The sequence below is a fragment of the Natronocalculus amylovorans genome (assembly GCF_023638035.1).
Lineage (GTDB): Archaea > Halobacteriota > Halobacteria > Halobacteriales > Haloferacaceae > Natronocalculus > Natronocalculus amylovorans.
Window position 1 is genome coordinate 549,629 of sequence record NZ_JAKRVX010000002.1, and the last position, 13,984, is coordinate 563,612.

12 protein-coding genes are annotated in these 13,984 nt (G+C 52.8%); 10 read left to right on the forward strand and 2 right to left on the reverse strand.

The features are described 5' to 3' along the window. Nucleotides 1–99 precede the first annotated feature (99 nt). The 5 genes from AArcSt2_RS07230 to AArcSt2_RS07250 are packed head-to-tail and all read left to right on the forward strand — an operon-like array spanning nt 100 to nt 4,324. Nucleotides 100–561, forward strand: coding sequence for an arsenate-mycothiol transferase ArsC (locus AArcSt2_RS07230; protein ID WP_302928524.1), 462 nt, complete (start codon nt 100–102; stop codon nt 559–561). A 52-nt stretch (nt 562–613) separates the two neighbouring features. Further along, a complete protein-coding gene (locus AArcSt2_RS07235) occupies nt 614–1,621 on the forward strand; it encodes an ABC transporter ATP-binding protein (RefSeq protein WP_250583562.1) in 1,008 nt (335 codons plus the stop codon). Further along, entirely contained in the window at nt 1,618–2,427 is an 810-nt protein-coding gene (locus AArcSt2_RS07240) for an ABC transporter permease (protein ID WP_174652204.1), read from the forward strand. The genes AArcSt2_RS07235 and AArcSt2_RS07240 overlap by 4 nt, the downstream gene beginning before the upstream one ends. A 57-nt stretch (nt 2,428–2,484) precedes the next feature. Continuing rightward, nucleotides 2,485–3,678 (forward strand): amidohydrolase family protein, encoded by a 1,194-nt coding sequence (locus AArcSt2_RS07245; protein WP_250583563.1) that lies wholly within the window; start codon nt 2,485–2,487, stop codon nt 3,676–3,678. Between the two features lies 1 nt (nt 3,679). Further along, entirely contained in the window at nt 3,680–4,324 is a 645-nt protein-coding gene (locus tag AArcSt2_RS07250; protein WP_250583564.1) for a pyroglutamyl-peptidase I, read from the forward strand. Nucleotides 4,325–4,326: 2 nt separating this feature from the next. On the opposite strand, the gene AArcSt2_RS07255 is transcribed toward AArcSt2_RS07250, so the two are convergent. Next, nucleotides 4,327–4,590: a DUF2250 domain-containing protein gene (locus AArcSt2_RS07255; protein ID WP_174652207.1), complete on the reverse strand. Its 264-nt coding sequence runs from the start codon at nt 4,588–4,590 to the stop codon at nt 4,327–4,329. 116 nt (nt 4,591–4,706) lie between these two features. On the opposite strand from AArcSt2_RS07255, the gene AArcSt2_RS07260 reads away from it, so the two are divergent. From AArcSt2_RS07260 to trmY, 5 genes are all read left to right on the forward strand, one after another. Then, entirely contained in the window at nt 4,707–6,056 is a 1,350-nt protein-coding gene (locus AArcSt2_RS07260) for a M28 family peptidase (RefSeq protein WP_250583565.1), read from the forward strand. Nucleotides 6,057–6,150: 94 nt separating this feature from the next. After that, on the forward strand, nt 6,151–8,541 hold the full coding sequence (locus AArcSt2_RS07265) for a methyl-accepting chemotaxis protein (protein WP_250583566.1): 2,391 nt from the start codon (nt 6,151–6,153) through the stop codon (nt 8,539–8,541). Between the two features lie 72 nt (nt 8,542–8,613). Continuing rightward, complete coding sequence (locus AArcSt2_RS07270; protein ID WP_250583567.1) at nt 8,614–11,049, forward strand: methyl-accepting chemotaxis protein; 2,436 nt, start codon at nt 8,614–8,616, stop codon at nt 11,047–11,049. 83 nt (nt 11,050–11,132) lie between these two features. Then, nucleotides 11,133–12,764 carry a gamma-glutamyltransferase family protein gene (locus AArcSt2_RS07275; RefSeq protein ID WP_250583568.1) on the forward strand — a complete coding sequence of 544 codons (1,632 nt, stop codon included), beginning with the start codon at nt 11,133–11,135 and terminating at the stop codon, nt 12,762–12,764. 57 nt (nt 12,765–12,821) lie between these two features. After that, on the forward strand, nt 12,822–13,418 hold the full coding sequence (gene trmY / locus AArcSt2_RS07280; RefSeq protein ID WP_250583570.1) for a tRNA (pseudouridine(54)-N(1))-methyltransferase TrmY: 597 nt from the start codon (nt 12,822–12,824) through the stop codon (nt 13,416–13,418). A gap of 2 nt (nt 13,419–13,420) precedes the next feature. Here trmY and AArcSt2_RS07285 read toward each other — a convergent pair whose 3' ends face one another. After that, a complete protein-coding gene (locus tag AArcSt2_RS07285) occupies nt 13,421–13,966 on the reverse strand; it encodes a carboxymuconolactone decarboxylase family protein (protein WP_250583573.1) in 546 nt (181 codons plus the stop codon). Nucleotides 13,967–13,984: the final 18 nt, after the last annotated feature.

Genomic DNA, 13,984 nt, shown 5'->3' on the forward strand with positions numbered 1-13,984 from the left:
TCTAAAGATATGTTGTATATGGAGCTCTCAATAGTCCTACGTACCAAATTCGGCGTTTGAGTCAATACGTTTATTGGGCTTGTTGTGAAATCTATCGCTATGTCAGAATCCCACGCGTCGGAGTCGAACGACGCAGAGACTGCTGGTGATACAACACGTCTCGCATTCGTCTGTGTCCAGAATGCAGGCCGCAGCCAAATGTCTGCAGCGTTTGCAGAACGAGAGGTTGAAAGACGAGGGCTAACCAACGTCGAGATTCTTACTGGCGGTACACACCCTGCTGGACACGTCCATAAGGGCGTTGTTGAAACGATGTCCGAGCTTGATATCGATCTCTCAGAAAAAACACCACAAGAGATCTCAACAGAAGCGCTGGAGTCGTGCAATGTTGTCGCAACAATGGGCTGTTCAACGCTCGAACTGGACGCAGATGACGTGGACGTTCGTGACTGGGCGCTTGAAGATCCGGATGGCAAAGATCCAGAGCGCGTTCGAGCGATTCGCTCCGAGATTGAAACAAACGTACGCGAACTGTTCGACGAGCTGTTTGACGAAGAGTAGCACTCACTGTTGTTTCGCGCGTTTTAACCCGCTCAGCGCCGATTTTCATACAATGACAAACGCACTGGAGATTACCAATCTCCGAAAATCATACGGGGACGTGCAGGCACTGGATGGTGTCTCACTAACCGTCCCTGAGGGGAGTTTTTTTGGTCTTCTCGGTCCGAACGGAGCAGGAAAAACGACATTTATTAGCATTCTTGTCGGTCTTGTCCGGAAAAGCGGCGGTGAGGCGCTCGTCTTTGGGCACGATGTTGAAACAGACTACCGTGCAGCCCGTGACGCGATCGGCCTTGCACCACAGGAGTTCAACGTCGATCGGTTCTTTCCAATTCACGAGGTGTTAGAACACAAGGCCGGCTACCATGGGATTCCGGCTGCGGAGGCACGCGTCCGTGCTGCAGACGCACTCAAACGGGTTGGTATCTACGACAAGCGAAACACGCGGTTCGACTGGCTCTCCGGCGGAATGAAGCGTCGATTTATGATCGCACGCGCACTCGTCACCGAGCCGGAGCTGTTGATTCTTGATGAACCAAGCGCTGGCGTTGATGTGCAACTGCGACGTGATCTATGGGATCTCGTCACCGAACTCAACGAACAAGGGACGACGATTCTCCTCACAACACACTATATTGAAGAGGCAGAGCGGCTCTGTGATGAGGTTGCGATTCTTGATTCGGGACGCGTTGTTGCAGTCGCAAGTCCGGAAGCGCTGAAAGGTCGCGGTGCGGACCATATTACGATCCACCTCCACAACGCCCCACACAGTCGGCCACAGCTATTGGTGGGTGACGATCGCGTCGAATCGATCGAGTGGAACGATGACCAACTCATCGTGACGGCACGAGAGGGTGGCCTGATTGCGCCGACACTGGTTCGAGAGCTTGACCGGGAAGGCCTTGAGATCGTGGATATGGAGATTGCTCGAACCTCGCTCGAGGAGATTTTTGTTGAGATGACACATTCGGGTGTCGATCGAACACCGTCGGACCAAGACGAGAAAGAGCACGCAGCACCGATCGCAACGGATGGCGGACACGGAGAGCGTACACAATGAGCGCGATCGATCGGCTTGCAGCGCGGACACCGCTACCTGTTGGATTTTATACGCTCACAAAGCGTGAGATTCTTCGGTATGTCCGACGACCCAAGAATACGTTTGCACCGCCGCTCATCACGAACATTCTCTACTTTTCGGTGTTCGGGGTTGTCTTGGGTGCGCGGGTTGGTGAGATTATCGGCGTGCCGTATATTCTGTTCATTCTGCCAGGATTGATCGTGTTGGGTGCGATCTCAAACGCATTCGAAAATGCGTCGTTTTCGATTTTCCACGGCCGATGGAACGAGTATATTCATGAAACGCTTACATCGCCGCTATCGTACACACAGATGGTGTGGGCGTACATCATCTCGGCTGCGTTCCGTGGGCTGTTAGTTGGCGTGATTATCGCAGCAGTTGGGGTAGCAATTATCAGCTCGCTTTATCAACCAGTGCCCGTTGAGAACCCATTCTATCTCATGGCATTTATGATCGTTATCGTGTTGCTCTTTGCAAGTCTTGGCGTTGTCGGTGGGCTGCTTGCGACTGACTTTGACGATCTGACGATGATGAATCAGTTCATCCTGCGGCCGCTGGTGTTCTTCGGCGCGGTCTTTTATTCGCTGAATGATCTGACACCACTGCTTCGAGATATTTCGCTTCTGAACCCAATGGTGTATATGGTAAACGGAGTTCGATATGGATTCTTGGGCGTTGCAGAGGTCGATCCAAACCTTTCGCTCGCCGTTTTGGCCGGTGCAACCGTTGTCGTTGCATCGATCGACGTGTGGCTGTTCAAACGCGGCTACGGATTGACTGACTAAATCAACTCGCTTGCTTGGAAGCGAACGGTTTTGTGTGCGTCCCGGATTGTCACACGCATGTACCTTCTCCAAAATGGACGGATTCAGACTGCAACGGATACGGGGACCGTTGAGGGTGACCTACTCATTGAAGATGGAGTAATTAAAGCGATCGAGCCGTCGATCGAACCACCAACTGACGCAACCGTAATTGACGTGGATGGAAGCTACGTCACGCCGGGACTCGTCGAAGCCCATAGCCATGCGGGGATGGCTGAGTGGGGTGAGCCAGAAGATGGCGATATTAACGAGGGCTCAGATCCAGTGACGCCGGAAGTACACGCACTCGATGGCTTTCACCCCCGAGATGAGGAGCTCAAGCATGCGTTCCAAAACGGGGTGACAACGGTTTCTGCGCGGATGGGATCAGGGAACGTCATTGGCGGTGTTATCTGCTCGATGAAAACGTATGGCCTCACGGCTGATGAGATGTTCATCCAAGAGGATGGAATGAAGGCGGCATTAGGTGAAAATCCCAAGCGGTTCCATGGAAAAGAGCAGAACAGAGCCCCAAAAACCCGACCGGGTGTTGCAGCACTTCTCCGAAGCGCACTCATGCAGGCAGAGGATTACGTTGAAAAGCGATCGGCTGCAGATAAGAACGGTGAGCCATTTGATCGTGATCTCGGGATGGAGCATCTGTCACGGGTGCTGACAGATGGGTTCCCGCTCCGAGTACATGCACACAGAGCAGACGACATTATGACCGTGTTCAGGATCGCAGATGAGTTCGACCTGTCGGACCTCTCGATCGAGCACGCAACCGAAGGCCATCTCATTGCAGAGGAGTTCCGCAAGCGAGACGTGCCAGCAATCTGTGGCCCATCACTCTACTCCGGTGCAAAGTATGAGCTCCGAAACATCACCTTCGAGACACCAGCGATCCTTGATCAAGCAGGCGTGAAAGTTGCAATCCAAACCGATGCACCAGTGCTCCCACAACAGCACCTTGATGTCTGTGTCGCACTTGCCGTGCGTGCAGGCTTCCCACAATCAAAGGCGCTTGCGTCAGTCACCCGATACCCCGCAGAGATTCTCGGGATCGACGACCGGGTTGGAACATTGGACGTCGGAACTGACGCTGATATTGCAGTCTGGGACGGGCCGTTCTACCAGTTTGATAGCCAAACTGAGCATGTGTTTGTTGATGGCGAACACGTGTTCGACAGAGCGCAGGACACGGTAGACCCACGCGAGGAGTACGCGTGGTAAGATGACGGTTCTCATTACGGGGTATGAGCCGTTTGGCGAGCATGAAAAGAATCCCACTGCGATGATCGCAGAGCGGCTTGACGGTGAGACGATCGCTGGTGAGCAGGTTGTTGGCCGGGTGTTGCCGGTTGCGTTTGACGTTGCAGGCGAGCAGCTTCGAGCGTATCTATCCGAGTATACACCGTCAGTGGCGATCGCATGTGGGCTCGCCGCGGGCCGATCGGCAGTGAGTGTCGAACGGATTGGCGTGAACGTAAATGATGCAGTGACAACACCGGATAACGCTGGCAACGATCCTGTTAATGAACAAATTGCTGTCGGTGGCCCGGCCGCATATCTGTCCACACTTCCGATTGAAACGGTAGTCACCGAACTGCTGGATGCATCGATCCCAGCGTATGTCTCGAATACTGCCGGAACACACCTGTGCAATAATGCGTTGTACACGCTTGGTTCAGCGATCGAAGACGGTGGATACAACACGAAATTTGGATTTCTGCATCTTCCACTGACGACTAAGATGGCAGCAGAAAATGCACACGAAACAGCCGTACGTGGTGCATCCGCAGAGCCAAGCCTACCGCTAGAGCTACAACAACGGGCAGTAGAGAGTGCTATTAAAACAGCAGTCACATCAACTGTATAAGGCTACAGTTTTCGTGGCTGATCCGTGAGCGCCTCAAGTCGCTCAATTCCCTGGTCAGTGATTCGATAGATTATCTCCCCGCTTACCGCTTCAATCAGTCCGCGCTGTGCAAGCGTCTGGCAATGGCGTTCAACAAGTGGAATGTGGAGCCCGGTGTTGCTAGCGACAAGTGCGGGATACTCCGCTCCAAAGTCTCGCAAGTGTATCAGGACGCGCCGATCGGCATCGTTGAGAACACCTCCGCGCTTGTCACCATCTATAGACATATTGTGTCTATTGGTAACACACCTAAATGATCCTTACGGCCTTATACACATCAAATCGGGTTAACATCCACTTCCGGTTTCCGCACGTTGATACCAGCAGGGATACAGAATGTGGTATGGTTGCACTTCCACCGAACGTTATCGGTGATGCACAGACTAGCACGTTTGCGTGGGACACCCTTACGTCGCTAGTTGATGTCGGCGGGCGAATGGCTGGTCAAGACGGCGAAAGGCGTGGTGCTCAGGTTATGAAAGCTGCCTTTAGAGAGGCCGGACTTCGCTCACCAACGATTGAAGAGTTTGAGATTCCGGGCTGGTGGAGAGCGTCTTCGTCACTGACGATCGACACACCACACGAACGGACACATACTGGAACGCACGATGTTATTTCGCTTCCTGGCTCCCCATCCGGCTCCGTTACGGCACCGCTTGTTGATGTCGATGCAGGTGGGTACGACAGTTTTGAGATCGCAGGAGACACGCTGGAAGGAGCGATCGTCATGGCCTCAAGTGAGACACCAGAGACTGCCGATCGATGGATCCACCGGATGGAAAAGTATTCGAACGCAGTCAACGGAGGCGCGATCGGATTTATCTTCAGAAATCACATTGATGGCTCATTGCCTCCAACTGGTGAGGTTGGCTACAACAATCGGCCGGGGGCCATTCCAGCGATCGGTGTCAGCGCAGAGGTTGGAAAGCGGCTGGCGCGGTATGCAGAAACCGATTCGACAACGGTGACGCTGACTACGGAGTGTCGAAACGAGCCAGCATACTCACGAAATGTTGAAGCACAGCTTGGGCCCGAGTCGGGAGATGCGGTACTGCTTACAGCACATATCGACAGCCACGATATTAGTGACGGAGCCGCAGACAATGCGGCAGGCTCCGCGATCGTTGCAGAGGTCGGGCGGTTACTTACTGCCGTTGAGTCCGATTTGAAACGTCCAGTGCGATTCATTACGTTTGGAGCCGAAGAGATTGGCCTTCGCGGTGCCTACCAGTGGGTTGAGACACACGACCTCTCTGATGTCTCGTGTGTGATCAATATCGATGGTGCAGGCACCTCACGGAATCTCCGGGTGTATACAAACGGCTTCTGTTCGCTCCAGCGGCTGTTCACTGATGTTACGGACTCGTTCGATGCACCGTTATCAGTGAACCAAACAATCTCACCACACGGCGATCAGTGGGCATTTGTCCAAGAAGGCGTGCCTGCTGTTATGGCAGGGAGTACCTCAGATGCAAGCGGCCGTGGGTGGGGTCACACCCACGCCGATACGATCGATAAACTCGACAGCCGAGATATCCGTGATCTGGCAACATTAGTTGCGGATGCAGTGTATCGAGTGGCAGTAACGGATTGTGAGGTTCCACACAAACCACGCGACACAGTTCGTCAACAGATCGATGATGGATATGTCACAGAACTAAAAACAGGTGGTCGGTGGCCGTACGAAAAGTAATATACGCTTAGGTAGGCCACCCTGCGTAGATTCGATATCAGATTTGATATTTTCAAAGGAGGGGTTTAATATTCCAACCTTATGACTGCCGTACATGCAAAATAACGAGGGCGGTGAGAATGGGGTTCGCCGCCTCTATGACCAGTTGCGCGGGAGGTATATTTTCAAGATTGCTGCAGCCGTACTGGTTATTGCGACACTGTTGCTTGCGGGGAGTGCATATGCATTCACACAAACGCAAGCAGAGATTCAATCTGACGCAGAGCAAACGCTGCTGACAGCAGCCGAACGGGAAGCACAAGGGATCGATGGCTGGATTTCCGACCGGAATAACGATGTCGTCGCGATCGGATCAACGTTCGATGTTCGATCGGGGAGCGAATCAGCAATCCGATCCACGCTATATCAGTACCAAGATGTGCTACCGGATCATGTACGATCGATCCACTACTACAATATGGAGACCGGTGAGGTCGAACTGAGTACACAGCAGAACCGAGAAGGGTTCAATGCAGGAGACACCGATCGACCATGGGCTGTTGGACCAAACAGCTTTGCTGATGACTCTCATGTGCAGTCATTCGAGCCATACGAGGCGGATGGCGACAAGTTGCTTGCATTTATGAGTCCAGTTGAGGGACAGGAAACCTATGCTATTGTTCTTATTACCGATCTATCTGCCCGTGGGGGACTGCTTGCCTCACCGATCGATGGCTCAGTAATGGAGGTAATGTCAACCGAAAGCGGGACCGTCACCATTGCAGAAGATGAAGATGCCATTTTACGCGAGTACTTTGCACTAGATGCACTCTCGCATCTACAGTCAGACGTAACAGAGACACGTATTGATACCGTCACAAACGATCACGAACTGATTGATGATTCCGAAATGGTTGTTGCGTCCGTCCCGATCGAAGAAAAGCCATGGGTCGTAACGATCGCCGCACCACAAAGCAGCATTTATGGAACTGTTGGGACAGTCACACAGAATATTCTATTGTTAGTTGGGATCTCGTTGGTTGGCCTTATTGTACTTGGGGCAGTCGTCTCTCGTGACATAAACACGTCATTAACAGAGATGACCGGCTACCCGACAGAGATCGAATCCGGGAATCTCGATGTCAATATTGATCAGTCACGAACCGATGAGTTTGGGCAGCTTGCGGTACTTTTTGTTCGAATTAGAGAGACACTCAAAGAGCAGCTTTCCGAAGTTGAAGCACAAGCACAAGCCGCAGAAGAAGCAAAATCAGACGCAGAAGGGTTTGCGGCGCATCTTGAAGAGAAGGCCAAAGCGTACGAATCGGTCATGGATGAGTGCCGCGATGGTGACCTTACCCGGCGGCTGGATCCAGAGTCGGAAAGTGAGGCACTCGAACAGATCGCACAGTCATTCAATGGGATGCTCGAAGAGTGGCAAGAGACAATTATCTCTGTGCAACAGTTTGCGACAGACGTTGAATCGTCAAATCAGACGCTTGTCTCAAACATCAATGACGTGAACGACAAAAGTACCGAGGTTGCGTCGTCGATCGATGAGATTGCACACGGTGCTGACGAACAGCAATCGAACCTTGATCAGATTGCCGGAGAGATGAACAACCTTTCTGCAACGATTGAAGAGATTGCCTCCTCGTCGGAAGCCGTTGCGGAAACGTCCGAAGAGGCGGTTTCGTCCGTCGATTCAAGCAAAGAAGACGCTGAAGCGGCAATTGCAGAAATCAGAGGGATCAAAACACAAGCGGACGAGACCGTGGATGCGATCGAGAGACTTGATCAGCGTGTAACCGATATCGGCGACATTACGGACTTCATCAGTGACGTTGCAGAGCAGACGAACATCCTTGCACTCAACGCATCGATCGAAGCCGCACGCGCAGGTGAGGCCGGTGCTGGGTTTGCGGTCGTTGCAGATGAGGTCAAATCGCTGGCTGGGGAAACCCAAGAAGCAGCCGATGAGATCGAAGCAATTGTCGATGACCTGCAAGCGCAGACGGATCAAACAGTCCAAGAGTTCGAGACTGTCCACACGCGCGTTGAGCGAGGAATCGATGTTATTGAGAACGCCAACGATTCACTTGAAACAGTGTCCGAACACGTTCGGGAGACGAATTCAAACATTCAAGATATTAACCAGTCAACCGAAACGCAGGCAGTCTCGACCGAAGAGGTTGCGTCTACGGTTGATGATGTCGTGACGATCTCTGAGGAATCAACAGCCGAGGCTCGATCGGTTACATCCGCAGCCGAACAACAGCGAGTGGTACTTGATGATGTCGTAGATCGAACTGCCGTGCTTTCCGATCGGGTTGCAGCACTCGGCGAGCAACTCTCGCAGTTTATTGTGGAAGAGAAACCGGAGCAGGAGTTGACAGAGAGCACCGAGGTATTGCCTGTGGGGGATGTGGACGAACAGAATGAACAGCATGGATTAGGCCCACAAACGGCCTCAATATCAACAGATGGTGGGACCAAAAATACGTAGTCACTGTGTGTAAATATCGCACATGATATTTTCACCCACGGGCTTATTGGTATTCTGTTATCCTGTTTCGATATGGCTGCTGATGAGGAATCGCCGACCGCTGCTCGGCGGATATATGACCGGTTACGTGGACGCTATGTAATTAAGATCGGTGCTGCAGCGCTGCTTGTTGTCGGGGTACTCCTTGTTGCGGGGGCATACACCGTTGTTGAGACCCAAGCAACCATTGAGCAGGATGCAGAGCAGACACTGATTACCGCTGCAGAGCGTGAAGCACAAGGGATCGAAGGGTGGATCGATGATCGAGAGAACGATATTGAAACAATCTCACGATCGAGTGAAGTAACAGACGGCGATCCCGATGAGATTCAACAGCTTCTCTTCACTGACTTAGATATTCTACCGGATCATGTACGGTCTATTCATTACTATGATATGGCCGAAGATGAGGTTCTGACAAGCACTGACGAGTCCCGGATTGGATACAATCCAGAGGCAGATGGTGCAGAATGGGCCCGTGATTCATCAACGTTCTACAGCGTTAATCACGTCCAAACAACGCACCCATACGAAGCAGATGGTGAAAAGCGAATGGCGTTTATTAGTCCCGTGGGTGGTGACTCCAGTCGCGCAATCGTCATTGTCACTGATCTTGCTGCTCGCGGAGAGTTGCTTGCGACACCGATCGATGGTTCAGTTGTCGAAGTCGTTTCACACGCGAATGGTGAGGTCGTTATTGCACAGGATACCGGTGCGATTTTGAACCAGTACTTTGGGCTTGACCGCCTCCCGCATCTCAATAGCCCCGTTTCTGAACCACGGGTCGATACCGTTTCGAATGATCACGAACTGATCGATGACACCCAGATGGTTGTCGCCTCTGTACCAGTTGATGGTGAGCCATGGACGGTGACGATTGCAGCACCTGAGTCCACTGTCTTTTCAGCAGTCGGTGAAATAACGGAGAATCTGTTTATTCTCATTGGCATTGCATTCCTCGGGCTTGCAGGGCTCGGGGTGGTGATTTCGCGGGATATCAACAACTCATTGGACGAGATGACAGGCTATGCTGAGTCGATTGAGTCAGGCAATCTCGATGTCAGTATCGACCGCTCACGAACCGACGAATTCGGCCAATTGGCTGTGCTTTTTACACGGATACGAGATACGCTAAAAAAGAGGCTCACCGAGGTCGAAGAGCAGGCAACACAAGCAGCACAGGCACAGTCCGAGGCAGAAGCGTTCGCAGACCATCTCGAAACCAAAGCCCGCGAGTATGAAGAGACAATGGACACGTGTCGAGACGGTGATCTAACCGCTCGACTTGATCCGCAGTCAGAGAGTGAGGCACTTGAACAGATTGGGACCTCATTCAATTTGATGCTTGATGAGTGGCAAGAGACAATTATTGAAGTCCAATCATTCGCTGAGCAAGTACACGCGTCGAATGAAGCGCTCGTAGCGGACGTTGATGAGGTTGGTGACGCAAGCGAGGAGGTTGCACAGTCGATCGACGAAATTGCACAAGGAGCAGACGAACAGCAGTCAAATCTCGATCAGGTGGCAAACGAGATGAACAGCCTCTCTGCAACGATCGAAGAGATCGCTTCTTCTTCGGAGGCAGTGGCAAAAACCTCCGAAGAGGCCGTGACGGCAGTCACTGAGAGCCAAGATGCAACGGACGAAGCTATTTCGGAGATTCACGACATCAAACAGCAAGCAGATCAGACCGTTGAGGCGATCGACGCGTTAGACGAGCGAGCGGGCGATATCGGAGAGATTACCGACTTTATTAGTGATGTTGCTGAGCAAACGAATATTCTTGCACTCAATGCATCGATCGAAGCCGCACGTGCAGGCGAGGCGGGTGCTGGGTTTGCGGTTGTTGCAGATGAAGTCAAGTCGCTGGCTGGGGAAACCCAAGAAGCAGCTGATGAGATCGAAGCAATTGTCGATGACCTGCAAGCACAGACCGATCGAACCGTTGCAGACTTTGAGACAGTGCACGAACGCGTAGAACGCGGAATCGACGTTATCGAGACGGCAAATGGGTCACTGGAGATGGTCGAGTCTCACGTCGTAGAGACCGACTCAAATATTCAAGATATTAACCAATCAACGGAGAGTCAAGCAGTGTCGACCGAAGAGGTTGCATCGACGGTTGATGATGTTGTGACGATCTCCGAGGAGTCAACATCGGAAGCTCGATCGGTTGCGTCTGCTGCTGAGCAACAGCGGGCTGTACTGGAGGATGTCGCAGGACGAGCGATCGAACTCACAGATGATGTGTCGGTGTTGGCCGATCGGCTCTCGGAGTTCACTATTGAACCAGCGGAGGCTGAGATCGCCAACAGCGAAGACACGGTAGATGAAGCCGCCAATGAGCGTGCAGATGACGCGTACGATGGCCGTGCTGCCGAACAGGGCGATCCCTTTGAGACAGGAGATGTGTCAGCAAATGGAGAATCGGAGATTGGGTTTGAGTTCGGCTCAGATGCGAAACAGTAGCTAAATTCAGCGGTTCAGTGTGATGATGGGGCAATCGAGTCGGGTTCGCACGTGTTTTTCTCCCCATGGTCCAATGGTCGTGTATGGACGAGTTTGAGCCGGATCTTGACGCGTTTGGGTCGCGTCGATCGACAGTCTACGGACAAAAAGGCGTTGTATCGACAAGTCAGCCGCTTGCGGCACAGGCAGGAATTGAGACGCTACAATCGGGTGGAAATGCGTTTGATGCAGCGGTTGCAACTGCTGCAGCGCTGAACGTTGTCGAACCAACCTCAACCGGGCTTGGTGGCGATGTGTTTGCACTCTACCGAACCGCAGCTGGCGACGTTGGCGCAATGCGATCGTGTGGCGGTGCACCCGCGGCTGCAACGCTTGAGAACGTCCGATCCGCAATCCTCGAAGAGGATTCCGACGCCGACCCGGATAATTTGGAAATGCCACAAACTGGCGGCCATGCAGTAACGGTTCCGGGGACCGCACGCGGCTGGGAGCTTACTATTGAAGAGTTTGGAACGTTGTCGCTTTCGGATGTGCTCTCACCAGCGATTCGGTATGCGATCGACGGCTACCCGGTCTCAGAAGTTGTTGCCGAGCAGTGGGAACATGGTGAAGAGATATTTGAGACGCCACATGCTCGTGATGCGTTTCTGTTTGATGGAAAAGCGCCTTCCGTTGGCCAGTATGTAACACTGCCAAAACTTGGCCGATCGATGCAGAAGATTGCAGCGCACGGTGCAGATATCGTGTACGAAGGTGAGATCGCAGAGGCGATTGCAGCGGAAGTACAGGCTGCTGGCGGATTCCTAACCGTTGAAGATCTCAGATCATTTGAGCCGGAGCTGCTAGACCCAGTTTCGACAACATACAACGGTGCAACCGTGTACGAACTGCCGCCAAATAATCAGGGCCTGATTGCACTCGAAGCACTCAACATTGCTGAGGAGATCGGCGCAGGTGAGCACCCATACGACTCACCGGAGCGCGTGCATGCGTTTGCCGAAGCGATGAAACTCGCGTTTGTCGATGGACATCACTACATCACAGACCCAGCGTACGAAGAGATTCCACCGCTTGGCTCGAAATCATGGGCCAAAGAACGGGCCAGCGAGATCGGAGAGACCGCAAACAACGACGTGTCGATCGGCGTTCCAGACGCAAACGCGGAGGATGCAGACACGGTGCTGTTGACTGTCGCAGACGATGAGGGAAATGTTGTCTCATACATCAACTCGAGGTTTGCCGGGTTTGGTTCCGGACTTGTCGCAGGTGAGACTGGTATTGCGCTGCAGAACCGTGGCTGGTCATTTTCGTTGTCAGAGGAGCATCCAAACAAGATCGAGCCAGGGAAAAAGCCGTTCCACACGCTCATTCCTGGACTTGTCGAGCTTGAGGACGGTGACTGGGCCGCATTTGGTGTGATGGGCGGGTTCATGCAGCCACAGGGCCATGTCCAAGTGGTTTCAAACATCGTCGATTACGAGATGCCACTGCAGGCGGCGCTAGATGCACCACGCTGGCGATACCGAGAGGATGGACAGCTCGCACTTGAGCCACAGTTCGATGATAACATCGCGGCGAAGCTTGCACGAAAAGAGCATGCAGTGCAGATCCTTGCACCACGAATGTTTGGCGGTGCACAGATCACTCGCAACAACGACGGCATCCTCTCAGGTGCAACAGAGCCACGAAAAGACGGGAACGCACAGGGCTACTAGCTTCATGCTATCATCGTAAGTGAACAGACACATACCGATCGATCGCGGAGAGCTAGTATGCGTCAGTTCATTATTCTCGGTCATGACGTGCCGACAACGCCCGACTTTGCCCTTAACGATCTCCCAAGCGGTGGCGGGCGGATTGACGTGCTCTGTCGGTGTGTGAACTCCGCGTTCTTTCTCTCACATGGGTTCCGAGAGGATGTCCGAGTCCATCTCGTGCTTTCGGATACCCTTACCGTTCAGTTCGATGGGCCGACACTCAGAAATCTCCATCCCGATGAGCGGACGATCGCCTCACGAATCCGAAACGTGTTAGAGCACGTTGATGAAGCGATCGGCCACATGCCAGCGGAGCCATCACCAGGAGTGAAACTGTTCCGAATGGGTTTTGAGACAACGCTCACGCGAGTTTCGCGGGAGGGGACCGTTGTTGAGCTACACGAAGACGGCACACCGATCGTGGATGTTGAACCACCAACGGACCCGGTCTTTGTACTGTCCGATCATCACGATTTCACTGACGAAGAAGCCAAATTGCTTTCGGAGGCGGCGACCACGCGTGTCCGGGTCGGTCCACAACTACTCCATGCGGACCATACGATTACCGTTGCGCACAACTACCTTGATACGGGCGGATATACCAACTACTAACGCTACTCTTCGTTTTCTAACGACCAGCCAACGAACTCATCTTCGGTCTCAACTGCGAACGCGTTGAGCATTCGTGCAAGCCCAGTGTATCCGCCCGCTAATCCTGCAACGCCGACAAGATCACACGGATCATACTGTTTTGATACCGTGTCGTGGAGTTCATCTGTTACGTCGTCATTGACAACTGCTCGAACGTATGCTAAGAGTGCGGCCTCCGCATCATCGAATGCATCGTACTCCTGTTCGGCGATCTGTCGGATTTCTGCATCACTAATACCGACATCCCGAGCAATATTCACATGCTGATGCCACTCGTATGGAGAGGGGGCCTCTCTGGAGACCGTGAGAATCACCAGTTCGCGATGATAGTCATCTAATCCGGAATCCTGCCAGAGCGATCCGAGGAATGTTCGAAGCCCATACAACACATCCGGATTGTTCCCAATCGCACTGTACACGTTCACTGGCTTTCCTTGTAATGCAGAGACAAGCAGATCTTGATATTCGGATGGAAGCTCATCTTTTGTTGCATACGGTATACGAGCCATATCGGAGCAGACACCACC

What these genes read in the sequence shown, in the direction of transcription:
- AArcSt2_RS07285 (WP_250583573.1), bottom strand. Translation starts at nt 13,966, where the DNA reads ATGGCTCGTATACCGTATGCAACAAAAGATGAGCTTCCATCCGAATAT.
- AArcSt2_RS07235 (WP_250583562.1), top strand. Translation starts at nt 614, where the DNA reads ATGACAAACGCACTGGAGATTACCAATCTCCGAAAATCATACGGGGAC.
- AArcSt2_RS07255 (WP_174652207.1), bottom strand. Translation starts at nt 4,590, where the DNA reads ATGTCTATAGATGGTGACAAGCGCGGAGGTGTTCTCAACGATGCCGAT.
- AArcSt2_RS07270 (WP_250583567.1), top strand. Translation starts at nt 8,614, where the DNA reads ATGGCTGCTGATGAGGAATCGCCGACCGCTGCTCGGCGGATATATGAC.
- AArcSt2_RS07260 (WP_250583565.1), top strand. Translation starts at nt 4,707, where the DNA reads ATGGTTGCACTTCCACCGAACGTTATCGGTGATGCACAGACTAGCACG.
- AArcSt2_RS07265 (WP_250583566.1), top strand. Translation starts at nt 6,151, where the DNA reads ATGCAAAATAACGAGGGCGGTGAGAATGGGGTTCGCCGCCTCTATGAC.
- AArcSt2_RS07245 (WP_250583563.1), top strand. Translation starts at nt 2,485, where the DNA reads ATGTACCTTCTCCAAAATGGACGGATTCAGACTGCAACGGATACGGGG.
- AArcSt2_RS07250 (WP_250583564.1), top strand. Translation starts at nt 3,680, where the DNA reads ATGACGGTTCTCATTACGGGGTATGAGCCGTTTGGCGAGCATGAAAAG.
- AArcSt2_RS07230 (WP_302928524.1), top strand. Translation starts at nt 100, where the DNA reads ATGTCAGAATCCCACGCGTCGGAGTCGAACGACGCAGAGACTGCTGGT.
- AArcSt2_RS07275 (WP_250583568.1), top strand. Translation starts at nt 11,133, where the DNA reads ATGGACGAGTTTGAGCCGGATCTTGACGCGTTTGGGTCGCGTCGATCG.
- trmY (WP_250583570.1), top strand. Translation starts at nt 12,822, where the DNA reads ATGCGTCAGTTCATTATTCTCGGTCATGACGTGCCGACAACGCCCGAC.
- AArcSt2_RS07240 (WP_174652204.1), top strand. Translation starts at nt 1,618, where the DNA reads ATGAGCGCGATCGATCGGCTTGCAGCGCGGACACCGCTACCTGTTGGA.